The sequence below is a fragment of the Chromobacterium sp. HL1 genome (genome assembly GCF_057418835.1).
The window spans coordinates 681,400-706,798 of the sequence record NZ_CP162399.1 but is presented as its reverse complement, the minus strand read 5'-3'; the positions used below and the strand labels follow the sequence as shown (position 1 = coordinate 706,798).

Here is a 25,399-nt window from a genome sequence, read left to right as displayed (position 1 = left end):
GCAGCCCTCCGGCTGCCTCGAACTCATTCAGTGGTTATTTGGCGACCGACATGGCTTCTTCAACGAAAGCCTTGAGTTGGGCGACGTGTTTGCTCATATAGCCTACGGCCGGGGAAGCGGATGACGGACGGCCGGCGAAGGACAGCGACTGCTTGGCGCCCAGCAGGCCTTCCAGGCGGTGGCGGATCTGATACCAGGCGCCCTGGTTGCGCGGCTCTTCCTGCACCCACATCACTTCGCGCGCCTGCGGGAAGCGCGCCAGTTCGGCGGCCACCTGCTCGGTCGGGAACGGATACAGCTGCTCGATGCGGACGATGGCGATATCGTCGTCCAGGCCGCGCTCCTTGCGGGCGGCGGCGAGGTCGTAATACACCTGGCCGGCGCACAGCAGCACGCGCTTGACCTTCTTGGCGTCCTGCACCACCGCGTCGCCGATCACCGGGCGGAAACCGCCGCTGGTGAACGCTTCGATCGGGCTCATCGAATCCTTGAAGCGCAGCAGGCGCTTGGACAGGAAGATGACCAGCGGCTTGCGATACGGGCGCAGCACCTGGCGACGCAGCATGTGGAACATCTGCGAGGCTTCGGACGGCATCACCACCTGCATATTGTGCTCGGCGCACAGTTGCAGCCAACGCTCCAGGCGCGCGGACGAGTGTTCCGGGCCCTGGCCATCGTAGCCGTGCGGCAGGATGGTGGTCAGGCCGCACAGACGGCCCCACTTGGTCTCGCCGGAGGAAATGAACTGGTCGATGGCCACCTGGGCGCCGTTGGCGAAGTCGCCGAACTGGGCTTCCCAGATCACCAGCTGATCCGGAGCGGAACAGGCATAGCCGTATTCATAGGCCAGCACCGCTTCTTCGTTCAGGATGGAGTCGATCACCAGGAAATCGGCCTGGTTGTCCGACATATTGCGCAGCGGCACATAGCTGCCCTGGTCCCAGCTCTCGCGGTTTTGGTCGTGCAAGACCGAATGACGATGGGAGAAGGTGCCGCGGCCGGAGTCTTCGCCGGACAGGCGCACGCCGAAGCCGTTGGTTACCAGGCTGGCGTAGGCCAGGGTCTCGGCCATGCCCCAGTCCGCGTTCTGCTCGCCGGCAGCCATCGCCTTGCGCGCGGCCAGCACCTTCTGCACCGTCGGATGCAGCTTGAAGCCGTCCGGCAGCGAGGTGAACTTCTCGGTCAGGCGCTGGATGTCGGCCTGCGGCAAGGAGGTGTCGGTCGGATGCGCCCAGTGGGTGCCCAGGTACTGGCTGAAGTCCAGCGCGTGTTCGCGCTTGTAATTGGTCAGCGCGGTCTGCTCTACGTGCTCGCCCTTGTCCAGCGCGTCGCGGTAGGCCTGGATCTGAGCGTCGGCCTCTTCCGCCTTCAGCACGCCTTCCTGCACCAGACGTTCGGCGTACATCGCGCGCACGCCTTGGTGCTTGGCGATCTTCTTGTACATCATCGGCTGGGTCAGGAACGGGTCGTCGCCCTCGTTGTGGCCCAATTTGCGATAGCACACCAGATCGATGACCACGTCCTTCTTGAAGGTCATCCGGTAGTCCAGCGCGGCCTGCATCACATAGCAGACGGCTTCCGGATCATCGCCGTTGACGTGGAAGATCGGCGCTTCGATCATTTTGGCCACGTCGGTGCAATACATGGTGGAGCGGATGTCGCGGGTGTCCGAGGTGGTGAAGCCCACCTGGTTGTTGATCACGATGTGTATCGTGCCGCCGGTGCCGTAGCCGCGGGTCTGCGATAGGTTGAAGGTGCCCTGGTTGACGCCCAGGCCGCCAAAGGCGGAGTCGCCGTGGATCAATACCGGCACCGCGGTCTTGCGTTCCGCGTCCTTGCGGCGTTCCTGCCGCGCGCGCACCGAGCCCTCCACCACCGGGTTGACGATTTCCAGGTGCGAGGGGTTGAAGGCCAGCGACACATGCATCGGGCCGTCGGCGGTCGGGATGTCGGAGGAGAAGCCCATGTGGTACTTCACGTCGCCGGAGGCCATTTGCTGGGCGGCCTTGCCTTCGAATTCGGCGAACAGGTCGCGCGGCAGCTTGCCCAGGGTGTTGACCAGCACGTTCAGACGGCCGCGGTGGGCCATGCCGATGATCAGTTCCTGCACGCCCTGGCCGGTGGCGTTCTGGATCAAGTGATCCAGCGCGGCGATGGCGGACTCGCCGCCTTCCAGCGAGAAGCGCTTCTGGCCGACGTATTTGGTGTGCAGATAGCGTTCCAGCGTCTCGGACGCGGTGATCTGCTTCAGGATGCGCTGCTTCTTGGCCGCGTCGTAATGCGGCGTGGACAGATCGCCCTCGAAGCGCTTTTGCACCCAATGCTTTTCATCCGACTTGGTGATGTGCATGTACTCGACGCCGATATTGCCGCAGTAGGTCTGCTTCAGGCGCGCCAGGATGTCGGACAGCGGCATCCTCTGCGGGCCCACCAGCGAGCCGGCGTTGAATTGCACCGCCATGTCGGCGCCGGTCAAACCGTGGGTAGCCGGGTCCAGTTCGCGCACCAGCTCCTGGTCCATGCGCTTGAGCGGGTCCAGATTGGCCTGGCGGCTGCCCAGCACGCGGTAGGCGGAAATCAGTTTCAGCACCCCCACCTGCTTTTGCATGGTGTCCCATTCCGCCCCGCTGCTGGCGCGCTGGCCGGCGGCCGGCTTCTTGGCCAGCTGAATGAAGGATTCCTGGATCGGCATGTGCGGCACATCGCGTTCGGCAGCGCCCGGCGCTTGCGCCAGCTTGTCGAAATAGTCGCGCCACTCGTTCGGAACGGAGTTGGCGTCAGCGAGGTACTGTTCGTACAGCTCCTCGATGAACGGTGCATTCCCACCGAACAGGTAAGAATGGCTGTACATGGATTGCATCATGGGGCTACCCTTTGTCGTTTCTGTTCGGAATCCGGCCAGCTACGCCCTGGCGCGAACTCCCTGTTGCTGCATGGGGGAAAACGCTATCGGAAAAACTTTTTGTTGTGCTTCCCATAACATTCTGACCCTGCCCCGGCCCGCCGTCGGGCCGGAAAAAAAGGCTGGCTGAAGCCCTGCTCCAGCCAACCCTCGTTCCTGCTTACTTGCGCTTCTCCACCGGAATGAAATCGCGGCGGGGGGCGCCGGTGTACAACTGACGCGGACGGCCGATCTTCATCGCCGGGTCGGAGATCATTTCGCTCCAGTGGGCGATCCAGCCCACGGTGCGGGCCAGCGCGAAGATCGGGGTGAACATCGACACCGGGATGCCGATGGCCGACAAGACGATGCCGGAGTAGAAGTCCACGTTCGGGTACAGCTTGCGCTCGATGAAGTACGGATCGGACAGCGCGATCTTTTCCAGTTCCATCGCCAGCTTGAACTTGGGATCGTTGTGCAGGCCCAGTTCGTTCAACACTTCGTCGCAGGTCTGCTTCATGATGGAAGCGCGCGGGTCCATGTTCTTGTACACGCGGTGGCCGAAGCCCATCAGCTTGTAGCGCTTGTCCTTCACGCCTTGCATGAAGTCGGCCACGTTTTCCACGCTGCCGATTTCATCCAGCATCTTCAGCACGGCTTCGTTGGCGCCGCCATGGGACGGGCCCCACAGGCAGGCGATGCCGGCGGCGATACACGCGAAGGGGTTGGCGCCGGAGGAGCCGGCCAGACGCACGGTGGAGGTGGAGGCGTTCTGCTCATGGTCCGCGTGCAGGGTGAAGATGCGGTCCAGCGCGCGCGCCAGCACCGGGTTCACCTTGTACTCTTCGCACGGGGTGGAGAACATCATGTGCAGGAAGTTTTCCGCGTAGGTCAGGCCGTTTTTCGGGTAGGAGAACGGCAGGCCCTTGTTGTAGCGGTAAGCTTGCGCGGCGATGGTCGGCAGCTTGGCCACCAGGCGATGCGCGGAAATGCGGCGATGCTCAGGATTGGAGATGTCCAGCGAGTCATGGTAGAAGGCGGACAGCGCGCCCACCACGCCCACCATCACCGCCATCGGGTGCGCGTCGCGACGGAAGCCCTTGAACAGGCTCATCAGCTGATCGTGCAGCATATTGTGGCGCATGATGCCGCGCTCGAAGTCCTTGCGCTGCGCCGCGGTCGGCAACTCGCCGTTCAGCAGCAGGTAGCAGACTTCCAGGTAATCGCTCTTCTCGGCGAGTTGCTCGATCGGGTAGCCGCGATAGTAGAGCTGGCCCAGATCGCCGTCGATGAAGGTGATGCCGGACTCGCAGCTGGCGGTGGCCAGGAAGCCCGGGTCGAACGTGAACATGCCGGTTTTGGAGAAGGTGCGGATGTCGACGACATCCGGCCCCAAAGTGCCGCTCTGGACCGGCAAATCCAGAGTTTCCTTACCCTCGTTGTATGTGAGCGTTACTTTGCGATCAGTTTCCACAGCAATACTCCCAGTCGGTTTATGGTCGTTGTAATTGGGGTGATGCACAGACGTCAGAGCGAACGGAGAATCGCCACGATGCCCATCTCTTCCGGGTCGTCCAGATCGGCCTTGCCGCTGACGACGTCCAGAAAATCGGTATCGGGCAAATCCAGCAACCGCCGATAAGCCTCAATCTCGGCGGGGGCGAGCTGGTCGAAGGGGCCGGCGAAGAATTTCTCCAGCACCAGATCCAGCTCCAGCAGCCCCCGCCGGGACCGCCAACGGATCCGCTTGAGTTCAATCGGATCGTAGGCGGTCATACTGCACGCTTGACCATCAGGTCCTTGATCTTGCCAATCGCCTTGGTCGGATTCAGGCCCTTAGGACACACGTCCACGCAGTTCATGATGGTGTGGCAACGGAACAGGCGGTACGGGTCTTCCAGGTTGTCCAGGCGCTCCTTGGTCGCTTCGTCGCGGGTGTCCGCGATAAAGCGATAGGCGGCCAACAGGCCGGCCGGACCGACGAACTTGTCCGGGTTCCACCAGAAGGACGGGCAGGACGTCGAGCAGCACGCGCACAGAATGCACTCGTACAGGCCGTCCAGTTCCTTGCGGTCTTCCGGCGACTGCTTGCGCTCGCGTTCCGGCGGCGGCGTGTCGTTGATCACATAAGGCTTGATCGAGTGGTACTGCTTGAAGAACTGGGTCATGTCCACGATCAGATCGCGGATCACCGGCAGACCCGGCAGCGGACGCAGCTCGATCGGCTGTTTCAGGTCGCGGAAGTCGGTCAGGCAGGCCAGGCCGTTCTTACCGTTGATGTTCATCGCGTCGGAACCGCACACGCCTTCGCGACAGGAGCGGCGGAAGCTCAGCGTGTCGTCCTTCACCTTCAGCTTGACCAGCGCGTCCAAGAGCTTGTGCTCGGTGGAGTCCATCTCCACGCTGATGTCCTGCATATACGGCTTGGCATCGGTTTCCGGATTGTAGCGGTAGATGCGGAATTTGACGGTTTCGGTAGTCATCTTGATGGAACCCTTAGTAGGAGCGGGTCTTCAGCGCGATCGTATCGACCGACAGCGGCTTCAGATTGACCGGCTTGTAGTCCAGACGGTTGGCTTCGCGATACCACAGCGTGTGCTTCAGCCAGTTCTTGTCGTCGCGGCCGTTCGGGGTTTCCTCGGTGTCCTTGGCGTCGTCGCGCACATGGGCGCCGCGGCTCTCGGTGCGGGCGTTGGCCGAGATCATGGTGGCCTTGGCCACTTCGATCAGGTTCTCCAGCTCCAGCGCCTCGATGCGGGCGGTGTTGAAGACATTGGACTTGTCGGAGATCTCGGTGCGCTGCACCATCTTCTCCACTTCCAGAATCTTCTCCACGCCTTCGGCCAGCATGTCCTTGAAGCGGAACACGCCGCAGTGCGCCTGCATGGTGCGCTGCATGGCTTCGCGCGCGTCGTTGACTTGCACGCCGCCGGTCTGCTGATTCAGGCGCTCGACGCGGGCGACGGAGCGCTCGACATCGGCCAGCGCCAGTTCCGGCAGGTCTTCCGGATGCTGCTTGATGAACTCGATCATCGAGTTGGCCGAGCTCTTGCCGAACACCAGCAAGTCCAACAGCGAGTTGGTGCCCAGGCGGTTGGCGCCGTGCACCGACGCGCAGGCGCATTCGCCGGCCGCGTAGAAGCCCTGCACTTTTTCGCCCTGCACCACCACTTCGCCGTGGTAGTTGGTGGGAATGCCGCCCATCTGGTAATGGCAAGTCGGCACCACCGGAATCGGGGCCTTGATCGGGTCCACGCCGGCGAACTTGATCGAAATCTCGCGGATGCCCGGCAGCTTGGACATGATCACTTCCGGATCCAGGTGAGTGATGTCCAGCAGCACATGATCCTTGTTCGGACCGCAGCCGCGGCCTTCGTTGATCTCGGTCACCATCGCGCGCGACACCACGTCGCGGGACGCCAGGTCCTTGGCGTTGGGCGCGTAGCGCTCCATGAAGCGTTCGCCCTGCGCATTGCGCAGAATGCCGCCTTCGCCGCGCACGCCCTCGGTGATCAACACGCCGGCGCCGGCCACGCCGGTCGGGTGGAACTGCCAGAACTCCATGTCTTCCAGCGGGATGCCCGCGCGGGAAGCCATGCCCAGGCCGTCGCCGGTATTGATGAAGGCGTTGGTGGACGAGGAGAAGATGCGGCCGGCGCCGCCGGTGGCGAACAAGGTGGCCTTGGCCTGGAACACGACGATTTCCGAGGTTTCCATTTCCATGGCGATCACGCCCTGGACATTGCCGTCGGCGTCGCGGATCAGGTCCAGCGCCATCCATTCAACGAAGAAATGGGTATTGGCGCGCACATTGCGCTGGTATAGCGCGTGCAGCATGGCGTGGCCGGTGCGGTCGGCTGCGGCGCAGGCGCGGCGCACCGGCTTTTCGCCGAAATTCGACATATGGCCGCCGAACGGGCGCTGGTAGATGGAACCGTCGGCGTTGCGGTCGAACGGCATGCCGAAGTGCTCCAGCTCCACCACCACCTTGGGCGCTTCGCGGCACATGAACTCGATGGCGTCCTGATCGCCCAGCCAGTCCGACCCCTTGACGGTGTCGTACATATGCCAGTGCCAATGATCTTCCTCGGAGTTGCCGAGAGAAGCGGACACGCCGCCCTGGGCGGCAACGGTGTGGGAGCGGGTCGGGAATACCTTGGACAGCACCGCTGTCTTCAGGCCGGCCTCGGACAATTGCAAGGCCGCGCGCATGCCTGCTCCGCCTGCCCCAACGATAACGGCGTCGAAATGACGAACAGGAATACCCATTACAGCCCCCAGACCACTTTAACGGAATAGATAAAACAGGAAACCAGCCAGACGATGGTGAACACGTGCAGCGCCAGGCGTACGCCCACCGGCTTCACATAGTCCATCCACAGATCGCGGATACCCACCCATACGTGGAGGAACAGAGCGATCAGGCTCACCTGGGTCAGCAACTGCACCCAGAACTGGCCGAAGAACGCCTTCCAGCCTTCGTAGCCGGACGGCATGGTCAACAGGAACAAAGCCAAAGCCACGGTGTAGATCAACATGATCACCGCGGTGACGCGCTGCATGATCCAATCGCGCAGGCCATAGCCGGCGCCGACGACATTGCGATTTACCATAGAGCAACTCCCAGAACCACGGTCAGCGCCAGGCTGACGGCCACGACGGTCTTGGCGGTGGCGCGGGCGGTCTGCAGTTCGAGACCTTTATGAATATCGAGGAAGAGGAAACGGATACCGGCACAGAAGTGGTGCATATACGCCCACAACAGGCCGAGCAACACCAGCTTCATCAGCGGGTTGCCCACCACGGCGCGGTAGGTTTCGAACGATTCGGCCGAACTCAGCGAACCGTGCAACAGGTAAATCAACAGTGGGAGAGAAAAGAACAGCGCAACACCGCTGATCCGGTGCAAGATCGAGACGATGCCGGGAATCGGCAATCTGATCTTGGCCAGATCCAGGTGCTTTGGTCGTTGCTTCTGCATATGGCTTCCTTGGATGTTTTTAGAACCAAGAGGTTACACAACAGACGGTCCGCTACGAGACCGCCCGCCTGAAGGGCTCCGTTGTTGTTATGGCTGGATGCCCGTCATTACCGCTCATGCCGCACCAGGAATATCGCGGTGCAATATGACCCGGGGATTCTAGCAAAACTGGCTGGCCGCGGCCTGTTTTTCGCCGCCGGCCCAGCCGTCCACGTCACGTCAAAAGCCCGCCGCGTCAAGCCCGGCGGGCGGTGTAAGCCCAGTTGTGCGTCAGACAGTAACGCTGCCGCCACTCCAGCGGCACGCCCTCCATCGAGCCGGAAATCCGGATCAGACTCAAGGCCGGCGCCTCGGCCACCATGCCGGTGACGCCGAGCAGCGCGCTTTCCTCGCGCGGCAACATCAACGCGCGAAACTGCTCGCACAGTACTTTCAAACGGATGCCGAAACGCTGCTGCAGCGCCTGGTACACCCCGGACGAGCCGCGCAGCCATCGCGCGTCCAGCCCCTCGAACTCGTCGGCCGGCAAGAAGGCCTCGTCCACCGCGACCGGGATGCCGTGCCAACGCCACAGCTGCCGAACTCTCAATAAAGGCGCAGCGCGCCGCAATTGCAATGCCGCGGCCATGTCGTCGCTGGCGTTGCCCCGCGAAATGCCGAGGAACTCCCGCGCCAGATCGTCCGGCTGCTCGTTGAACAGGCCCGGCGTCAGCAGCAGGCCTTCGCCCCACTCGCTGGGCGCCGGCGCCACGAAAGTGCCCCTGCCCTGCGCGCGATACAGCAGGCCGTCGGCCACCAGTTCGCCCAAGGCCTTGCGCACCGTGCCCTGGCTTGCGCCCAGCTCGTCCGCCAAGTCCCATTCGCTGGGCAAGGCATCGTTCTCCTGCCATTCGCCATCGCCGATCCGGCGCAGCAATTGCTGCTTGATCTGGCTGTACAGCGGCTGTCTACGCAGCGGTCGATCTGTCATGTTCTCTGTTGTATCACCAAACAAATCAAGCGTAAATACAAGTCTTATATAAGATACAAGACTTTACTGGACCCATCAGCTTTTCTGATGAGGATTACACCCCCACTTTGGCTATACTCCGTGTTACACTCAGCCGCACAAAAGCATTCAATGCTGCAGAGCAACATCTGCATATCGTCATTATCGGATACATCAAAGGAGAGTCCGCCAATGAAAGCTCCCGTTCGCGTCGCCGTCACCGGCGCAGCCGGCCAAATCGGCTATAGTCTGCTGTTCCGCATTGCCAGCGGCGAAATGCTCGGCAAGGATCAACCGGTCATCCTGCAACTGCTGGACCTGCCGCAAGCCCAAACCGCCCTCAAGGGCGTGATGATGGAACTGGAAGACTGCGCCTTCCCGCTGTTGGCCGGCATGGTTGCCACCGACGACCCGAACGTGGCCTTCAAGGACGTCAAGGTCGCGTTGCTGGTGGGCGCCCGCCCGCGCAGCAAGGGCATGGAGCGCAAGGATCTGCTGGAAGCCAACGGCGCCATCTTCACCGTTCAAGGCAAGGCGCTGAACGACCACGCCGCCCGCGACGTGAAAGTGCTGGTAGTGGGCAACCCGGCCAACACCAACGCCTGGATCGCGATGAAGTCCGCTCCGGACCTGAATCCGAAAAACTTCACCGCCATGTTGCGTCTTGACCACAACCGCGCGCTGTCCCAGATCGCCGCCAAGACCGGCAAGCCGGTGGCCGCCATCGAGAAGCTGGCGGTATGGGGCAACCACTCGCCGACCATGTACGCCGACTATCGCTTCGCCAGCATTGATGGCCAGCCGGTCAAGGCCATGATCAACGACGAAGCCTGGAACCGCGACGTATTCCTGCCCACCGTGGGCAAGCGCGGCGCCGCCATCATCGAAGCGCGCGGCCTGTCTTCCGCCGCCTCCGCCGCCAACGCCGCCATCGACCACGTCCACGACTGGGTGCTGGGCAGCCAAGGCAAATGGGTGACCATGGGCATTCCGTCCGACGGCTCCTACGGCATCCCGGAAGGCGTGATGTACGGCTTCCCGGTTGTATGCGAAAATGGCGAATACAAGATTGTGCAAGGTCTGGAAATCGACGAGTTCAGCCGCGAGCGGATGAACTTCACCCTGGCCGAACTGGAAGAAGAGCGCGCCGCCATCGCTCACCTGTTTGGCTGATCCATCCCAAGTCTTTTCAGCAAAAGCGCACCTTACGGTGCGCTTTTTTGTCTTTGATCAAGACCCGATTTCCCGACTGCCTATATTTAACAGACTGCCATTTGGAGTTGAGCATGATTGAAGTCGAAGTACTGAACCAAATCGCGGCCAAGATAGACGACCTGGCCACCCGTGGCGCCGACATCCGGGGGTATCTTTGACTACGACGGTAAAAAAGACCGTCTGGAAGAAGTTTCCCGCCTGACCGAAGACCCGGACATCTGGAATGATCCCAAGCGCGCCCAGGAACTGGGCCGCGAGCGCAAACAGCTGGAAGACGTGGTGCTGGTGATCGACGAGATCAGCGCCATGGTCGGCGACAGCGCCGAATTGTTCGAGATGGGCCGCGCCGAAAACGACGACGACACCATCCTGGCCGTGCAGGCCGATCTGGACACCGCCGAAGCCAAGCTCGCGCAGCTGGAATTCCGCCGGATGTTCCACGATCCGATGGACCCGAACAACTGCTTCCTGGACATCCAGGCCGGCGCCGGCGGCACCGAGGCCCAGGACTGGGCCGGCATGCTGCTGCGCATGTATATCCGCTACGCCGAACGCAAGGGCTTCAGCGTGGAAGTGCTGGAAGAATCCGAAGGCGAAGTGGCCGGCATCACCAGCGCCACGCTGAAGATCAGCGGCGAATACGCCTACGGCCTGCTGCGCTCTGAAGTGGGCGTGCACCGCCTGGTGCGCGTGTCGCCGTTCGACTCCAACGCGCGCCGCCACACCTCCTTCTCCTCGGTCTTCGTCTATCCGGAAGTGGACGACAGCTTCGTGATCGACATCAATCCGGCCGATCTGCGCGTCGACACCTACCGCGCCTCCGGCGCCGGCGGTCAGCACATCAACAAGACCGACTCCGCCGTGCGCATCACCCACAATCCCACCGGGATCGTGGTGCAGTGCCAGAACGACCGCTCCCAGCACCGCAACCGCGACGAAGCGATGCAGATGCTGCGCGCCAAGCTGTACGAACTGGAACTGAAAAAGCGCAACGAGGCCAAGCAGGCGCTGGAAGACACCAAGACCGATGTGGGCTGGGGCCACCAGATCCGCTCCTACGTCTTCGACCAGTCCCGCATCAAGGATCTGCGCACCAGCTACGAAGTGGGCAATATCAAGGGCGTGATGGACGGCGACCTGGACGGCTTCATCGAGGCCAGCCTGAAACAGGGCGTCTGAACCTAAACCCGCTTAACCCGGCCGCCGCCCCTGCGGCGGCCAACAGCCATTGCATTGAATTACGGAGTGAACATGTCTGAACACGAGCAAGCATCGCCCAGCCAGGACGAAAACCAGATCATGGCGGAGCGCCGCCAAAAGCTGAAGAGCATCCGCGAACAGCGCATCGCCTTCCCCAACGACTTCAAGCGCAGCCACTTCGCGCAAGTCCTGCAGGACGCTCACGCCGGCAAGGAAAAGGAAGCGCTGGAAGCCGAAAAGATCGAGGTTGCCGTCGCCGGCCGCATGATGTTGAAACGTGTGATGGGCAAGGCCAGCTTCGCCACGCTGCAAGACGGCAGCGGCCGCATCCAGGCCTATATCTCCAATGACGGCGTGGGCGAAGAGCTGCACGCCGAGTTCAAGCACTGGGACCTGGGCGACATCGTCGCCGTCAAGGGCGTGCTGTTCAAGACCAAGACCGGCGAACTGACGGTGCAGGCCAGCGAAGTGCGCCTGCTGTCCAAGAACATCCGTCCTCTGCCGGAGAAATTCCACGGCATCACCGATCAGGAAACCAAGTACCGTCAGCGCTACGCCGACCTGATCATGAACGAGGACAGCCGCCAGACCTTCATCAAGCGCTCCAAGATCATCCAGAAGGTGCGCGACGTGATGGTGGGCGAAGGCTATCTGGAAGTGGAAACCCCGATGATGCACCCGATTCCGGGCGGCGCCGCGGCCAAGCCTTTCGTCACCCACCACAATGCGCTGGACATGCCCTTGTACCTGCGCATCGCGCCTGAGCTGTATCTGAAGCGCCTGGTGGTGGGCGGTCTGGAGCGCGTGTTCGAGATCAACCGCAACTTCCGCAACGAGGGGATGAGCACGCGCCACAACCCCGAGTTCACCATGATCGAGTTCTACGAGGCTTACAGCGACTACCAGCGCATGATGGAAATGACCGAAGCCATCATCCGCGAATGCGCGCTGGTATCCTGCGGCTCCACCACCGTCAGCTACCAGGGCAAGGAAGTGGATCTGGGCAAACCGTTCGACCGCTTCACCATCGTCGGCGCGATCAAGCACTACAACCCGCAATACACAGATGCCCAACTGGACGACGCGGCCTGGGTGGCCAGCGAGATCAAGCGCCTGGGCGGCAAGCTGCCGCCGGCGCCGGGCCTGGGCAGCCTGCAACTGGCGCTGTTTGAAGAATGCGCCGAAAGCCTGCTGTGGAACCCGACCTTCATCATCGACTACCCGGTGGAAGTGTCCCCGCTGGCGCGCGGTTCCGACAGCAAGCCGGGCCTGACCGAACGCTTCGAGCTGTTCATCGTCGGCCGAGAGCACGCCAACGGCTACTCCGAGTTGAACGATCCGGAAGACCAGGCTGCGCGCTTCCTGTCCCAGGTGGCGCAGAAGGACGCCGGCGACGACGAGGCGATGCACTACGACGCCGACTACATCCGCGCGATGGAATACGGCCTGCCGCCGACCGGCGGCTGCGGCATCGGCATCGACCGCCTGGTGATGCTGCTGACCGACGCGCCGTCCATCCGCGACGTCATTCTGTTCCCGCAGATGCGTCCGGAATAAGCGCTTCAAGCCTACGGCTCGACCAAGCCGCCCGCCTTCCGGCGAGCGGCTTTTTCTTTTCCCCCTCTGCCATACCCTGCTTTTCAAACGCAGACAAGAACCTCGGCACAAGGCCCCGCTGACCAGGGCTGCCGGCTACTCGGCCCCAAGCGGCTCCGGCCCGCGCGCAAAGCCCGCATGATTGAGCTCGCTGAGCGCCAGGTTCACGTCGAAAATCCTGCCGCTGACCTCGGCCACCCCCAAGGCTTTCAGTCTTGCGCTGTGCATGCGCAGATAAGCTTGCGCCGTTTCTTCGCTGGCAAACAGATAAATGCCGCCGGCCTCTTGCCGGTCCGGGCTCTCCGTCCATATTTTCCAGATGAAGCCGGGCTCCTGATTGATGGATGCCGCCAGCTCTTGCAAGCGGCTTGCCATCTCGTCGCCGAAAGGACCGGAAAAATCAAAGTGGACTTGCAGAAGTTTTTGCATGAAAGCGTTTCCTATAGAAGACAAGACTCGCGGCAACGCAGGGCGCCTTGCCAGGCCGTCCATCGCGGCCGGGAAGTTTTGCTTTTGTTTGCTAAACCTCCTTTCCGCCAACAATAGACATCATTCCGTCCTTCAGCTTCGCGCATGCGCAATAGTGCCGGACGATATTGGCAGTACAACACTCGCTTGTACGACTAAAAGGACATTCGCCATGAAACGTCTATTCGCATTCGCCGCGCTGAGCGCCTCGGCATGGCTCTGCGCCATGCCGGCCCAGGCCGGCGTCTCCATCACCATCGGCCAGCCCGGTTTCTACGGACAACTCAGCCTGGGCGGTTTCCCGCCGCCGCAGCTGATCTATCCGCAACCGGTGGTCATCCAGCCCGCCCCGGTGGCGGTGGCGCCGATGTATCTGCGGGTGCCGCCCGGCCACATGAAGGATTGGCGTCGCTACTGCGGCCGCTACGGCGCCTGCGGCCGCCCGGTCTACTTCGTTCGCGACGAGTGGTACCGCCAAGTCTATGTGCCGCGTTATCAGCAGGTTCAACGCGGCCATGAGTACAGGCGCGAACACGAACGCCACGGCTGGCATGGCGACGACGATCACGACCATGGCCGCGGCCATGAGCGCGACCGCCGCGACTGGCGGCGAGACCGCTAGAACCGCGCTCAGCGCTGAACCGTCGCCATCACCTCGGACGCGTAGCGCAGGCCGCTGACGACCTCCGGCGGAAAGACCGCGTCGATTTCCGCCCGCTCCGCCGGACTCAGTGCCAGCGTCAGCGCGCCCAGATTGTCGTCCAGATTGCGGATGCGGCGCGCGCCGGGAATGGCGACGATGTGATCGCCGTGCGCCAGCACCCAGGCCAGCGCTAATTGCGCCGGCGTGCAGCCCTTGGCTTCGGCCAAGGCCTTCACCCGGTCCACCAGCGCCAGATTGCGGCGGAAATTCTCGCCGAGGAAGCGCGGATTGCCGCGCCGGTAGTCGTCGGCGTCGAAGTCGTCCGGGCTTCGGATCGCCCCGGTCAAAAAACCGCGCCCCAGCGGGCTGTAGGCGACGAAACCGACGCCCAGCTCCCGGCACAAGGCCAGCGTTTGCTGCTCCGGGTCCCGCGTCCACAGCGAGTATTCGCTTTGCAGCGCGTGGATGGGATGGACGGCGTGCGCGCGGCGCAAGGTGTCGGGCGCGGCCTCGGACAGGCCCAGGTAACGGACCTTGCCGGCGCGCACCAGCTCCGCCATCGCGCCCACCGTTTCTTCGATAGGCACTTGCGGGTCCACGCGGTGCAGATAGTAAAGATCGATGACGTCGACGCCCAGCCGCTTGAGACTGCCTTCGCAACTGCTGCGCACGTATTCCGGCCGTCCGTTGACGCCGCGCGCGGCCGGATTGGCCGGGTCCATCACGATGCCGAACTTGGTGGCCAGCACCACCTCGCTACGGCGCGACTTCAGCAGCTGCGCCAGCAATTCCTCGTTGCGGTAAGGTCCGTACATATCCGCGGTGTCCAGCAGATTGACGCCGCGATCCAGCGCGTGATTCAGCGTGCGCAGCGATTCCGCGTCGTCATGCGCGCCGTAGAAAGCGCTCATGCCCATGCAGCCCAAACCCAAAGCGGAAACGGAGGGGCCGTTACGGCCCAGGATACGTTGTTTCATGCCTGCCATCCTTCGTGGTCGGTTAAGATGCCTGAAGCATATGCGCTTGCCTTCATCGGAAAAACCGGCTTAATCTGCATGCATTACGTAGAAAATCTTCACAATGCCGCAAAACTCTCTGTACGCCTTGCACGCCTTCCGCCTCATCGCCCAGCACGGCAGCTTCACCCGCGCCGCCGCCCAGCAAGAGGTCACCCCCTCGGCGCTGAGCCAGACGCTGCGCCAATTGGAGGCGCAACTGGGCGTGCGCCTGCTGAACCGCACCACCCGCAAGGTTGGGCTGACCGAAGCCGGCCAGGCGCTGCTGGCGCGGATAAGGCCGCTGCTGGAACAACTGGACGGCGCGCTGGAAGACACTCGCCAATGGCAAGGGCAGCTCAGCGGCACCCTGAAGCTGACCTTGCCGCATACCGCCGCCGCCCTGCTGCTGTATCCCTTGCTGGCCGGCTTCATGCGCGCGCATCCGCAGCTAAAGCTGGAACTGGACGTCAACAATCAATTGGTGGATATCGTGGAGCGCGGTCTGGACGCCGGCCTGCGCTTCGGCGAGAGCCTGCAACAGGATATGCAGGCGGTGGCGGTCAGCGCCCCGCTCCGCTTTTGCGTGGCGGCCAGCCCGGCTTATTTGCGAACGCGCGGCGTACCCGCGCATCCGGCCATGTTGCGACAACATGATTGCCTGCGCTATCGCTTCGCCAGCAGCGGCCAGGTCTACCGCTGGCAATTCGTCGACGCCGGCCGGCCGTTTGAAGTCGCGGTGCAAGGGCCGCTAACCGCCAACGACACCGCGGCGGCGCTGCACGTCGCGCTGGGCGGACTCGGCCTCGCCTATCTGCCGCAGGCGATGGCCGAACCCCACCTGGCGGACGGTGGCCTGATCGCCGTATTGGAAGAATGGATGCCGCCAGCGGAGGCCTTCTACCTGTATTACCCGCACCACCTGCATCAGCCGGCGAAACTGCGGGCGTTCATCGACTACCTGAGACAGGCGATGACCGCCCGTTGACGGCCCGCCGGCCTCACCCCGCCCGACAGCAATTGCGCCCCGCCGCCTTGGCCTGATACAAGGCGGCGTCCGCGCGCTGCAGCAAGACCTCCACTTCCAGGCCCGGCTGCGCGCAGACATGGCCTATGCTCAGGGTCAATGGCACCGGATGCTGCTGCCATTGCAGATTGGCGGCGGCGAGCCGCTGCCGGGCCTGTTCCGCCAAGGCGGCGGCCTTGGCCTGATCGGCGTCCGGAGCCAGCAGCAGAAACTCTTCCCCGCCCCAGCGCGAACAGAGCAAGTCCGGAAACGTCTCGCTCAGTAAGCGCGCCGCTTCCACCAGCACATAGTCGCCGCCGTCATGGCCGAAATGGTCGTTCACCAGCTTGAAATGGTCGATATCGCACAACAAGACCGCGAACGGCCGGCGCGTCTGCAGCCATTGCAGCCAGGCGGCCTCCATCTGACGCACCGCCTCGCGGCGGTTGATCAAACCGGTGAGAAAATCCGTGCGCGACAACCTGACGTTCTCGTCCATCGCGCACTTGAGGTCGTCCACGTCGCGGAAGGTGACGATGTGCCAGTTGGGCAGCAGATCGGCATGCAGTTGCGCGGTGACGATGAACCAGCGCAGGCGGCCGTCGGCGCAGCACACCCTCACTGTCATCTCCGCCAGGTTGCGGCCCAGCGCCAGGCTGTCCTTCACCGCCTGCAACCAGCTTTGCTCCACCTCCAAGCGGTAGGCCGGATCGGGATAAGCCAGACGAAACCAGGCCTCCATGTCCGGCATCTGCTCCAGCGTGTAGCCTATTTGCTGCAGGAAAGCGCGGTTCAGATAGCGATGCACGCGCCGGCCGGGCTGGTCCAGCTTGGCGTCGGATTCCGAGATCAGGATGGGAATGGGCACGAAATCCAGGCTGCGCGACAGCACTTCCTTGCCGACATCCACCGCCTCGTCGCCAATCTTGAAAGTCATCCGCGCGCTCCCGTCCCTGCCCTTGGGTCAGCTCACTCCTGCGGCAACAGGCAATCCTGGGCCAGCAGTTTGACGAACTCGTCCGCCGGCAGCGGCCGGGCGATCAAGTAGCCTTGCACGTATTCGCAGCCTTCGCGTTGCAGGAAGTGCCATTGCTCTATCGTTTCCACCCCTTCCGCCACCACCTTCATATTCAGGTTCTTGGCCATATTGATGATGGCGCGGGCAATGGCGGTGTCGTCGGCGTCGTGCGGGATGTCGCGCACGAAGGAACGGTCGATCTTCAGCTTGTCCGCCTTGAAGCGCTTCAGATAGGACAGGCTGGAATAGCCGGTGCCGAAGTCGTCGATGGACAGCTTCAGCCCCATATTCTTCATATTGTCGATGGCCTGTATGGTGGCCATCGCGTCTTCCATCACCACGCTCTCGGTCACCTCGATGTCCAGCGCGTGACCGGGCAGGCCGTTGGTGGCCAGCGCCGAGGTGATCTGATCCGCCAGATCGGACTGGCGGAACTGCAAGGCGGACAGATTGATGGCCAGAGTCAGTTCCGGCAGGCCCTGGCTGCGCCAGGCGGCCAGCTGGCGCGTGGCCTCGCCTATCACCCAGTTGCCGATCTGCACGATGAAGCCGCGCTCCTCCGCCACCTCGATGAAACGCACCGGCCCCAGCACGCCCAGCGACGGATGGTTCCAGCGGATCAGCGCCTCGGCGCCTATGATGCGGCCGCTGGCCATTTCCACTTGCGGCTGATAATGCAGCACGAACTCCTCGCGCTCCAGCGCGAAACGCAGCTGGCTTTCAATCGCCAGGATTTCGCGGGCGCGGGCGTTGAGGTCGGCGGTGTAGAACTTGTAGCTGTTGCGGCCCGAGGACTTGGCGTGGTACATCGCCGCGTCGGCGTTGCGCACCAGAGTCTCGTAGTCGCGGCCGTCGTCCGGGTAGACGCTGATGCCGATGGACGGCGTAATGGTGATCACATGATTGTGCAACTCTATCGACGCGGTGAAGGCGTCGCGGATGCGCTCCGCCGCCATCGCCGCCTCGCCCGGATCGGAAATCACCGGCAGCAGCACGATGAATTCGTCGCCGCCCTGGCGCGCCAGCATCTCTCCCGGCCCCAGCACGCCCTTGATCCGGTCCGCCGCCACCTGCAGCAGGGTGTCGCCGGCGGTGTGGCCCAGCGATTCGTTGACGGTCTTGAAGCGGTCCAGGTCCAGCAGCAACAAGGCCAGCCGCTCGTTGTCGCGGCCGGCGTTGTGGATAGCCAGCTCCACCCGGTCCTGCATGTGCACGCGGTTGGGCAAGCTGGTCAGCACGTCGAAATGGGCGAGGAACTGGATGCGCTCGTCGGCCGCCTTGCGTTCGGTCAGATCGCTGAAGATGGCCACGTAATGGGTGATTTCGCCCAGGCTGTTGCGCACCGCGTTGATCGCCAGCCATTCCGGGAACACCTCGCCGTTCTTGCGGCGGTTCCACAACTCGCCCTGCCAGGAGCCGTGGTCGGCGATGGACTGCCACATCTGTTCGTAGAAGGGCTGGTCGTGGCGGCCGGAGGACAACACGCTGGTCTTCTGGCCCAGCACCTCGTGCTGGGTGTAGCCGGTGATCTCGGTGAAAGCGCGGTTGACGCTGCGGATGCGTTTGTCCGCGTCGGTGATCATGATGCCTTCCACGGTGTTCTCGAACACCTTGGCGGCCAGTTGCACCCTCTCCTCCGCCGCGCGTTTCTCGGAGATGTCGCGCACCATGCGCCATACCGCGTTGATGCGTCCGAAGGCATCGCGCATCGCCACGGTCTTGACGCTGACCGGCACCGGATTGCCGAAACGGTTGATATAGGTGGCCTCGAACTCGTCGCAGTAGCCGAAGCGCAATACCTTGTTGTCCAGATTGAAGCGCTCCAGCGCCTCGCTCTCCGGCCCCACCAGTGTCCAGAAATTCTGTAGCTTGAGCTGATCCAGGCTGTAGCACATCAGGTTGAGGAAGGCGGGGTTGGCGTCTATCACCTGGCCATCCAGCGAGCTGATCACAATGCCGTCGAGGTTGGACCAGAACAGTTCGCGGTATTTGTTCTCGGAGCGGCGCAGCGCGTCCTCCACCTCGCGGCGGCGGGAAATGTCCGCTTCCAGCGCCAGCGTCTTGGCGCGCAACTCGTCCAGCAAGCGCTTGAGTTCCGCGCGGGTCCATTCCAAGTGTTTGCCCAGATGGCCGATCTCGTCGCGGCGCTGCCATTCGAACGGCCGGTCCAGCTTGAGTTCGGCCAGCAAGCGCGCCTGTTCGGTCAGGGCCTTCATCGGGCTGAGGAAGCGCGAGTGCAGAATGCTCATGATCAGCAGAATGGACAACACCAGCTGTGCCGCCAGAATCATCAGAATATTCTTGATCTGGTTGTTGAGCGCGATGGCGAGGTGTTCATTGTCGAATTCCAGCGTCACCTGGCCGATTTCCTCGCCGCGGTAGATCACCGGTTTTTCCACAAAGGAGACGCTGCCGATGCGGCGCTCCGCGCGCACCGAAGACAGAAAGATTTGATTGGACTGGGTGTCGGTGACGCGGATGGAAACCACCCTCGCGTCTTCCATCACCGAAGCGATCAACGGGTTGCCGGCCTGGCGGCTCAGATTCCACAAGGGCTCCTGCATGCCCAGAGCGACGATGTCCAGCAGGCGTTTTTGATCGGTTTCCAACTGGGCGGTCAACGCGTCCCGTTGAATATTGAAACTCAGATAACTGATGATGGACGCGGGAATCAGCAAGCCCAGCACCACGGCGATGAGAAAGACAGCCCTGAGGGAAAGGCCGGTACTGGCTGTGGATTTATCGTCAGCGTGGTGTGCCATGTTTGCGTTTATTATCGCTCGCCATTAGCCGCAGGCAATTGAGCCCATGCGTCAGTTGTTCATATTTTCAAAAGTATACACCGGATAATCGCGGCAAAATGCTGGAATATTCACTAGTCATCGCCTTGTCAAGCCCGGATCCGGCAAGCCTTGCGCCGGCCTGCTTCGCCGCCGCTTCCCGCGCTCCGTCATTGCCTTGCATTTAGCCTCGGCCTACAATCCACGTCACTTCAAAATCGCGCCAGGATTGCCCCATGTCCCAGTCCCGTTATGACAAAATTATCACCGCCCGCTGGATCATTACCGTCGAGGAAGACGGCGAAATCCTGGAAAACCACGCCATTGCTCTGAAGGATGGCAGGATTGCCGCGATTATTCCAGCCGACCAAGCCGGCGCGCTGGAGGCGGATCAACGCGTGGAATTGCCCAACCACGTGCTGATGCCGGGCCTGATCAATCTGCACGGCCACTCCGCGATGACGCTCTTGCGCGGCCTCGCCGACGACAAGGCGCTGATGGACTGGCTGACCAATCATATCTGGCCGGCCGAAGGCAAACACGTGCGCGACGATTTCGTGTTCGACGGCGCGCTGCTGGCGATGGGGGAAATGATCCGCGGCGGCACCACCACCATCAACGACATGTATTTCTATCACGGCGCGATGGCCCGCGCCGGCCTGGCCTCCGGCATGCGCACTTTTGTCGGCTGTTCCATCCTGGAGTTCCCCACCAATTACGCCAGCAACGCCGACGACTACATCAGCAAGTCCCTGGCCGAGCGCCGCCAATTCCTGGGCGAAGAACTGATCACCTTCACCCTGGCCCCGCACGCGCCCTACACGGTGTCGGACGACACCTTCGCCAAGGTTGTGACGCTGGCGGAACAGGAAGACATGCTGATCCACTGCCATATCCACGAAACCGCGGACGAGGTCAGCAACAGCGTCAAGGAGCGGCACCAGCGCCCGCTGGCCCGCCTGCAACAGCTGGGCCTGCTGTCGCCGCGCCTGATCGCCGCCCACATGGTGCATCTGAACGACGAGGAAATCGAACTGGCGGCCAAGCACGGCGTGTCGGTGGCGCACAATCCCTCGTCCAATATGAAGCTGGCTTCCGGCATCGCCCCCATTCCCAAGATGCTGCAGGCCGGCATCGCGGTGGGCATAGGCACCGACGGCGCCGCCTCCAACAACAAACTGGACATGCTGGCGGAAACCCGGCTGGCGGCGCTGCTGGCCAAAGTGGGCACGCTGGACCCCACCTCGGTGCCCGCCGCCGCCGCCATCCGCATGGCTACGCTCAACGGCGCGCGCGCGCTGGGCATCGCCGACAAAGTCGGCTCGATCAAGACCGGCAAGCAGGCCGACCTGATCGCCATCGACCTGTCCGCCATCGAAACCGCGCCGGCCTTCGACCCGATCTCCCACGTGGTCTACGCGGCCGGCCGCGAACAAGTCAGCCATGTCTGGGTCAAAGGTCAGGCCCTATTGGAACAACGCCAACTCAAAACTCTGGACGAAGCCGCGCTCAAGGCTCGCGCGGAAGATTGGCGTCATCGCATTCTGGCGAAATAATCATGATTAATGTAGACGAAACCGAAATCGACAAATTCAGCCAGCTGGCGCACAAGTGGTGGGATATGAGCGGCGAGTTCAAGCCGCTGCATGAAATCAATCCGCTGCGCCTGGACTTCATCGACGCGCGCGCGGCCATCGCCGGCAAGCAAGTGCTGGACGTGGGCTGCGGCGGCGGCATCCTGGCGGAAAGCATGGCCGCACGCGGCGCCGGCGTCACCGGCATCGACCTGGCAAAGAAATCGCTGAAAGTGGCTCAGCTGCACAGCCTGGAGTCCGGCGTGGCGGTGGATTACCGCTGCGTGGCGGTGGAAGAACTGGCGGAGGAAGCGCCGGCCAGCTTCGACGTGGTCACCTGCATGGAAATGCTGGAACACGTACCGGACCCGCAAAGCGTGGTGCGCAGCTGCGCCAGCCTGGTCAAACCCGGCGGCTGGGTGTTTTTCTCCACGCTCAACCGCAACGCCAAATCCTATCTGCTGGCGGTGATCGGCGCCGAATACGTGCTGAACATGCTGCCACGCGGCACCCATGAATACGCGCGCTTCCTCAAGCCTTCGGAATTGTCGCGCATGGCCCGCAACGCCGGTCTGGAGCTGGATGTCGTCCGCGGCATGAGTTACAACCCGCTTACGCGCATCTACGCGCTGGGCGACGACACCGCCGTCAATTATCTGATGGCCTGCCGTCGTCCCGAATAAGCGGCAAGAAAAAAGGCCTTCGCCATGGGCGAAGGCCTGAATCACACTCCCGGTTCCACACCGGACACAACCCGCTAAAGTTCGCAAACGCCGCGCCGGCTTCGACGCCCTCGCGGGACGGCCCGCTTGCGGCGGCGTTCGGCTTGCGCCGCTCGTCGCCTGCGAGGCTGCTGTTCCCGCTCGGGCCGGCCGCCGGCCGGGTCCGCAAGACGGCGGAAATGCCTCTCCGTCGCCTCTCGCCTATTTTGATAGCCCCTCTCGTGTCAGCCATTTCAAACAAGCGTTTTAATCGTATGATTGATATGATGAATGCGCAAGTAAAACCTTCGCAACGCTTGTCTAGTGCGGCAAGTTGACAACAGTCGACGCCAAAACCGCTGATAATGTTTTGATAACAACAATCTGTCGGACAAACTACTGCCAGACAAACGTTGCAGTTTGATTGCCGGCGCATATCAAACATAGGAAAATAATAATATTCTATTCCGGAGAGCAAGATGACGTTCAAAGCGAACGACTCACTGACCGAACAAATTGCCCAATACCTGGGCAAACAAATCATACAAGGCACGATGCAAGCCGGAGAGCGCATCCAGGAATTGCGCATTGCGTCGGAACTGGAAGTCAGCCGCGGGTCCGTACGCGAAGCTTTATTGATTTTGCAACGCCGCCATCTGGTGGAGATTTTCCCGCGTCGCGGCGCGGTGGTGTCCAGCATCACCGGTCAGGATGTGCGCCATTTCTTCGAACTGTGGTTCCTGCTGCTGGATCAAGCGGTCTGTAACCTCGCCACCTCCTGGCAAAACGACGACCTGGCCCACTTCTTCGAAGTCACCACCCAGTTGGCCGAATGCAACCGCAAAGACGATTTGCACGGCTTTTACGACCACGGCGTCGATTTTCTCGACACCCTGTACCGCTACGCCGGCAACCGCTATCTGGAACACACGCTGAAGGACTTGCTGCCGCTGACTCAGCGCTGCCTGTTCGCCATTCTGCGCGCCGGCAAGAGCCAGATGGACCAGACCCAGCTCTTCCTGGAAAACCTGCTCAAGACCATCATCGCCCGCGACACCGCCAGATTGCGCCAGATGGTGGCCGAGTTCGGCCAGCAATACAGCCAACTGGCGCAAAGCGCCGCCGAATCGCTAGCCGGACGCCATTGAGGCCCACCGCCCGGCCAAAGCCCGGGCGGCGTCCAGCACCAGCTCCTTCCCCGCATCCCTGCGCTTGCCGGCGCGCCAGGCCATGGTGACCTCCCACTGCCAGGCCGGCAGGTCGGCAATGCTCAGCCGTCGCAAAACCCCGTCGGCCAGATCGGACTGAATCGACAGCTCCGGCATGAAACACAAAAAGCCGTGACGCAAGGCCAACTCCCTGGCCGCCGACGCCGGCTGGATCGCATGGATGGGCTGGGCCACGGTGCGCGCCAGCCGCAGCCGGCGTATCAACTCATCGCACTCCACGCCCCAGTACTGGGGCGCGATCCGGTAGGATGCCACCTCCTCCAAACTCAGCGGCTGCTCCCGCTCCGCCAAGGGATGCCCGGCCGCCGCCACCGCCACGATGGGAGAGCGCCACAGCGTTTCCATCTGAATGCCCGCCATCGCAGGACACCGCAACACAAAGCCGACCTGCACCAGGCCGGACAACAGGTTCTGCATGATCAGCGGCGAGTGATCGGTGTCGCAGCGGATTTCCAGCGGCGCCTCGGCCAAGTCCAGCAATAAAGGACCGAAAACCGCCGAAGTCAGCGACGGCAGACAAGACAGCCGCAGGCAGGGCAAGGCCGGCGTGCCCTGCAGGATTTCCCTCCCCTGCTCCAAGGCCGACACCGCCTGCTGCGCCGATGGCAAAAAGGCCAGGCAGGCCGCTGTGGGTTCCGCGCCACGACGGTGGCGATGAAACAGGCAAGTCCCCAGCTCCTGCTCCAGCAATTGCACTCGCTGACTGACCTGGGGCTGCGACCAGCCGCGCTTGGCGGCGGCCTGGCTGAAACTGCCCAGCTCGGCGATATCCAGCAATAGGCGCAAATCGGAGAGCGCGATAGACATAAGAAAATCCAATATTAACTATTACGGATTAGTCAGTTTCAGAATATCAGGAGCCTTCATAGAATGACATGAAAATAAGGAGATTTCATGGTGCTGCTAAAGCGGGCCCGGACCTTGGGCAAAGGCTTCATCCTGCTGGACAACCTGATCGTGGTATTTGGTTTCTTCATGGTCTTTCCGCTGATCAGCCTGCATTTCGTCGATCAACTGGGCTGGACCGCGGCCGCGGTGGGCTTTGGGCTGGGTTTGCGCCAGTTCACCCAGCAAGGACTGGGCTTGTTCGGCGGCTCCCTGGCCGACCGTTTCGGCGCCAAACCGCTGATCGTGGCCGGCATGCTGCTGCGAGCCGCCGGCTTTGCCGCCATGGCGCTGGCGAACGCGCCGTGGCAGCTCTGGCTGTCCTGCCTGCTCTCCGGCCTGGGCGGCACGCTGTTCGATCCGCCGCGCTCCGCGCTGGTGGCCAAATTGACGCGGCCGCGCGAACGCAACCGCTTCTATTCGCTGCTGATGATGCAGGACAGCGCCGGCGCGGTGGGCGGCGCCTTGTTCGGCTCCTGGCTGCTGCAATTCGACTTCCACTGGGTATGCCTGGGCGGCGCCGTCGCGTTTTTGGCGGCGGCGGCGGCAAACGCCTGCCTGCTGCCGAACTACCGCGTCGCCGCCCGGCGGGCGCCCGCGCTGGCCTCCATCCGCATCGTGCTGAACGATCATCGTTTCCTGAAGCTGGTGCTCACGCTCAGCGGTTATTACCTGCTCAGCGTGCAGATCATGCTGTTGCTGCCCATCGCCATCAAGCAATTGACCGGCACCGCCCAGGCCGTGGGCTGGATGTACGGCCTGGAAACCGCCTTGTCGCTGAGCCTGCTCTATCCTTTGGCGCGGCTGGGCGAACGCCATTTCCGCCTGGAAACCCGGGTACTGGCCGGCATCGCGTTGATGAGCCTCAGCCTGGCCTGCATGGCCGTGGCGCGGCAGCCGCTGACCGCCTTCCTCATCCTGGCCGCCTTCTTTCTCGGCACCCTCATCACCGAACCGGCGCGGGAAACCCTGGTGGCCAGCCTGGCCCGTCCGGAAGCCAGAGCCAGCTATATGGGCGCCAGCCGGCTGGGCCTGGCCCTGGGCGGCGGCGGCGGCTTTCTCGCCGGCGGCTGGCTCTACGACTTTGCCCAAAGCCGGCATCAAGCCGGCCTGCCCTGGCTGCTGCTGGCCGCCGCGGGCGCGCTCACCTTCATCGCGCTGGCGCGCCAGTTTGGCCCCGCCGCGCCGCGGACGCTCAAACAAGCGGCCTGACAACAACAAAAGCCCGCCGGATGGCGG

22 protein-coding genes are annotated in these 25,399 nt (G+C 62.7%); 9 read left to right on the top strand and 13 right to left on the bottom strand.

Annotation, left to right across the window (positions count from 1 at the left end):
* Positions 1–34 precede the first annotated feature (34 nt).
* From AB1Z25_RS03195 to AB1Z25_RS03160, 8 genes are all read right to left on the bottom strand, one after another.
* Entirely contained in the window at positions 35–2,863 is a 2,829-nt protein-coding gene (locus AB1Z25_RS03195; RefSeq protein WP_486636549.1) for a 2-oxoglutarate dehydrogenase E1 component, read from the bottom strand.
* 199 nt (positions 2,864–3,062) lie between these two features.
* The gene (gltA, locus tag AB1Z25_RS03190) at positions 3,063–4,355 is read right to left on the bottom strand and encodes a citrate synthase (RefSeq protein WP_107798170.1); all 1,293 of its coding nucleotides are present in this window, start codon (positions 4,353–4,355) and stop codon (positions 3,063–3,065) included.
* 53 nt (positions 4,356–4,408) lie between these two features.
* Positions 4,409–4,657 (bottom strand): FAD assembly factor SdhE, encoded by a 249-nt coding sequence (locus AB1Z25_RS03185; RefSeq protein WP_107798169.1) that lies wholly within the window; start codon positions 4,655–4,657, stop codon positions 4,409–4,411.
* Complete coding sequence (locus AB1Z25_RS03180) at positions 4,654–5,364, bottom strand: succinate dehydrogenase iron-sulfur subunit (RefSeq protein WP_107798168.1); 711 nt, start codon at positions 5,362–5,364, stop codon at positions 4,654–4,656. The genes AB1Z25_RS03185 and AB1Z25_RS03180 overlap by 4 nt, the downstream gene beginning before the upstream one ends.
* Positions 5,365–5,377: 13 nt before the next feature.
* Positions 5,378–7,150 (bottom strand): succinate dehydrogenase flavoprotein subunit, encoded by a 1,773-nt coding sequence (sdhA, locus tag AB1Z25_RS03175; RefSeq protein WP_107798167.1) that lies wholly within the window; start codon positions 7,148–7,150, stop codon positions 5,378–5,380.
* The gene (gene sdhD / locus AB1Z25_RS03170) at positions 7,150–7,494 is read right to left on the bottom strand and encodes a succinate dehydrogenase, hydrophobic membrane anchor protein (protein ID WP_043592734.1); all 345 of its coding nucleotides are present in this window, start codon (positions 7,492–7,494) and stop codon (positions 7,150–7,152) included. Before sdhD ends, sdhA begins: the two co-directional genes overlap by 1 nt.
* Positions 7,488–7,862, bottom strand: coding sequence for a succinate dehydrogenase, cytochrome b556 subunit (gene sdhC, locus AB1Z25_RS03165; RefSeq protein ID WP_019103264.1), 375 nt, complete (start codon positions 7,860–7,862; stop codon positions 7,488–7,490). Before sdhC ends, sdhD begins: the two co-directional genes overlap by 7 nt.
* A 235-nt stretch (positions 7,863–8,097) precedes the next feature.
* Positions 8,098–8,832: a GntR family transcriptional regulator gene (locus AB1Z25_RS03160; RefSeq protein ID WP_048415654.1), complete on the bottom strand. Its 735-nt coding sequence runs from the start codon at positions 8,830–8,832 to the stop codon at positions 8,098–8,100.
* Between the two features lie 210 nt (positions 8,833–9,042).
* Between AB1Z25_RS03160 and AB1Z25_RS03155 the strand changes: the two genes are divergently transcribed.
* The 3 genes from AB1Z25_RS03155 to lysS all read left to right on the top strand — a co-directional run bounded on the left by AB1Z25_RS03155 (position 9,043) and on the right by lysS (position 12,822).
* Positions 9,043–10,023 (top strand): malate dehydrogenase, encoded by a 981-nt coding sequence (locus tag AB1Z25_RS03155; protein ID WP_048411376.1) that lies wholly within the window; start codon positions 9,043–9,045, stop codon positions 10,021–10,023.
* A 116-nt stretch (positions 10,024–10,139) separates the two neighbouring features.
* A protein-coding gene (prfB, locus tag AB1Z25_RS03150; RefSeq protein ID WP_146176780.1) for a peptide chain release factor 2 occupies positions 10,140–11,244 on the top strand; the annotation gives its coding sequence in 2 pieces (ribosomal slippage) (positions 10,140–10,220 and positions 10,222–11,244; 1,104 coding nt in all).
* 72 nt (positions 11,245–11,316) lie between these two features.
* Positions 11,317–12,822 carry a lysine--tRNA ligase gene (gene lysS, locus AB1Z25_RS03145; protein WP_227106974.1) on the top strand — a complete coding sequence of 502 codons (1,506 nt, stop codon included), beginning with the start codon at positions 11,317–11,319 and terminating at the stop codon, positions 12,820–12,822.
* A gap of 135 nt (positions 12,823–12,957) precedes the next feature.
* On the opposite strand, the gene AB1Z25_RS03140 is transcribed toward lysS, so the two are convergent.
* On the bottom strand, positions 12,958–13,290 hold the full coding sequence (locus AB1Z25_RS03140) for a monooxygenase (protein WP_486636548.1): 333 nt from the start codon (positions 13,288–13,290) through the stop codon (positions 12,958–12,960).
* A 211-nt stretch (positions 13,291–13,501) separates the two neighbouring features.
* Here AB1Z25_RS03140 and AB1Z25_RS03135 point away from each other — a divergent pair, with 211 nt between their 5' ends.
* On the top strand, positions 13,502–13,951 hold the full coding sequence (locus AB1Z25_RS03135; RefSeq protein WP_253313806.1) for a hypothetical protein: 450 nt from the start codon (positions 13,502–13,504) through the stop codon (positions 13,949–13,951).
* 8 nt (positions 13,952–13,959) lie between these two features.
* Here the strand turns inward: AB1Z25_RS03135 and AB1Z25_RS03130 are convergent, their stop codons facing one another.
* On the bottom strand, positions 13,960–14,949 hold the full coding sequence (locus AB1Z25_RS03130; RefSeq protein WP_486636547.1) for an aldo/keto reductase: 990 nt from the start codon (positions 14,947–14,949) through the stop codon (positions 13,960–13,962).
* Between the two features lie 103 nt (positions 14,950–15,052).
* On the opposite strand from AB1Z25_RS03130, the gene AB1Z25_RS03125 reads away from it, so the two are divergent.
* Entirely contained in the window at positions 15,053–15,955 is a 903-nt protein-coding gene (locus AB1Z25_RS03125; protein WP_486636546.1) for a LysR family transcriptional regulator, read from the top strand.
* A gap of 13 nt (positions 15,956–15,968) precedes the next feature.
* Here the strand turns inward: AB1Z25_RS03125 and AB1Z25_RS03120 are convergent, their stop codons facing one another.
* A complete protein-coding gene (locus tag AB1Z25_RS03120) occupies positions 15,969–16,910 on the bottom strand; it encodes a GGDEF domain-containing protein (protein WP_107798159.1) in 942 nt (313 codons plus the stop codon).
* A gap of 32 nt (positions 16,911–16,942) precedes the next feature.
* Positions 16,943–19,753, bottom strand: coding sequence for a bifunctional diguanylate cyclase/phosphodiesterase (locus AB1Z25_RS03115; protein ID WP_107798158.1), 2,811 nt, complete (start codon positions 19,751–19,753; stop codon positions 16,943–16,945).
* Between the two features lie 254 nt (positions 19,754–20,007).
* Here AB1Z25_RS03115 and AB1Z25_RS03110 point away from each other — a divergent pair, with 254 nt between their 5' ends.
* The 3 genes from AB1Z25_RS03110 to AB1Z25_RS03100 all read left to right on the top strand — a co-directional run bounded on the left by AB1Z25_RS03110 (position 20,008) and on the right by AB1Z25_RS03100 (position 23,194).
* A complete protein-coding gene (locus AB1Z25_RS03110) occupies positions 20,008–21,327 on the top strand; it encodes a TRZ/ATZ family hydrolase (RefSeq protein ID WP_107798157.1) in 1,320 nt (439 codons plus the stop codon).
* 2 nt (positions 21,328–21,329) lie between these two features.
* A complete protein-coding gene (ubiG, locus tag AB1Z25_RS03105) occupies positions 21,330–22,028 on the top strand; it encodes a bifunctional 2-polyprenyl-6-hydroxyphenol methylase/3-demethylubiquinol 3-O-methyltransferase UbiG (protein ID WP_107798156.1) in 699 nt (232 codons plus the stop codon).
* A gap of 497 nt (positions 22,029–22,525) precedes the next feature.
* Positions 22,526–23,194 (top strand): GntR family transcriptional regulator, encoded by a 669-nt coding sequence (locus AB1Z25_RS03100; protein ID WP_107798155.1) that lies wholly within the window; start codon positions 22,526–22,528, stop codon positions 23,192–23,194.
* On the opposite strand, the gene AB1Z25_RS03095 is transcribed toward AB1Z25_RS03100, so the two are convergent.
* Positions 23,177–24,082, bottom strand: coding sequence for a LysR family transcriptional regulator (locus AB1Z25_RS03095; protein ID WP_107798154.1), 906 nt, complete (start codon positions 24,080–24,082; stop codon positions 23,177–23,179). The genes AB1Z25_RS03100 and AB1Z25_RS03095 overlap by 18 nt on opposite strands.
* Before the next feature lie 87 nt (positions 24,083–24,169).
* Here AB1Z25_RS03095 and mdtH point away from each other — a divergent pair, with 87 nt between their 5' ends.
* Positions 24,170–25,372: a multidrug efflux MFS transporter MdtH gene (gene mdtH, locus AB1Z25_RS03090; RefSeq protein ID WP_486636545.1), complete on the top strand. Its 1,203-nt coding sequence runs from the start codon at positions 24,170–24,172 to the stop codon at positions 25,370–25,372.
* Positions 25,373–25,399: the final 27 nt, after the last annotated feature.

Bases quoted from the DNA above. Each gene is read 5' to 3' on its own strand.
- sdhD (WP_043592734.1), bottom strand. From the start codon at position 7,494: ATGGTAAATCGCAATGTCGTCGGCGCCGGCTATGGCCTGCGCGATTGG.
- AB1Z25_RS03185 (WP_107798169.1), bottom strand. From the start codon at position 4,657: ATGACCGCCTACGATCCGATTGAACTCAAGCGGATCCGTTGGCGGTCC.
- lysS (WP_227106974.1), top strand. From the start codon at position 11,317: ATGTCTGAACACGAGCAAGCATCGCCCAGCCAGGACGAAAACCAGATC.
- AB1Z25_RS03155 (WP_048411376.1), top strand. From the start codon at position 9,043: ATGAAAGCTCCCGTTCGCGTCGCCGTCACCGGCGCAGCCGGCCAAATC.
- AB1Z25_RS03195 (WP_486636549.1), bottom strand. From the start codon at position 2,863: ATGATGCAATCCATGTACAGCCATTCTTACCTGTTCGGTGGGAATGCA.
- AB1Z25_RS03100 (WP_107798155.1), top strand. From the start codon at position 22,526: ATGACGTTCAAAGCGAACGACTCACTGACCGAACAAATTGCCCAATAC.
- AB1Z25_RS03135 (WP_253313806.1), top strand. From the start codon at position 13,502: ATGAAACGTCTATTCGCATTCGCCGCGCTGAGCGCCTCGGCATGGCTC.
- AB1Z25_RS03130 (WP_486636547.1), bottom strand. From the start codon at position 14,949: ATGAAACAACGTATCCTGGGCCGTAACGGCCCCTCCGTTTCCGCTTTG.
- sdhC (WP_019103264.1), bottom strand. From the start codon at position 7,862: ATGCAGAAGCAACGACCAAAGCACCTGGATCTGGCCAAGATCAGATTG.
- AB1Z25_RS03140 (WP_486636548.1), bottom strand. From the start codon at position 13,290: ATGCAAAAACTTCTGCAAGTCCACTTTGATTTTTCCGGTCCTTTCGGC.
- AB1Z25_RS03125 (WP_486636546.1), top strand. From the start codon at position 15,053: ATGCCGCAAAACTCTCTGTACGCCTTGCACGCCTTCCGCCTCATCGCC.
- AB1Z25_RS03110 (WP_107798157.1), top strand. From the start codon at position 20,008: ATGTCCCAGTCCCGTTATGACAAAATTATCACCGCCCGCTGGATCATT.
- AB1Z25_RS03160 (WP_048415654.1), bottom strand. From the start codon at position 8,832: ATGACAGATCGACCGCTGCGTAGACAGCCGCTGTACAGCCAGATCAAG.
- AB1Z25_RS03180 (WP_107798168.1), bottom strand. From the start codon at position 5,364: ATGACTACCGAAACCGTCAAATTCCGCATCTACCGCTACAATCCGGAA.
- AB1Z25_RS03115 (WP_107798158.1), bottom strand. From the start codon at position 19,753: ATGGCACACCACGCTGACGATAAATCCACAGCCAGTACCGGCCTTTCC.
- ubiG (WP_107798156.1), top strand. From the start codon at position 21,330: ATGATTAATGTAGACGAAACCGAAATCGACAAATTCAGCCAGCTGGCG.
- sdhA (WP_107798167.1), bottom strand. From the start codon at position 7,150: ATGGGTATTCCTGTTCGTCATTTCGACGCCGTTATCGTTGGGGCAGGC.
- AB1Z25_RS03120 (WP_107798159.1), bottom strand. From the start codon at position 16,910: ATGACTTTCAAGATTGGCGACGAGGCGGTGGATGTCGGCAAGGAAGTG.
- mdtH (WP_486636545.1), top strand. From the start codon at position 24,170: ATGGTGCTGCTAAAGCGGGCCCGGACCTTGGGCAAAGGCTTCATCCTG.
- AB1Z25_RS03095 (WP_107798154.1), bottom strand. From the start codon at position 24,082: ATGTCTATCGCGCTCTCCGATTTGCGCCTATTGCTGGATATCGCCGAG.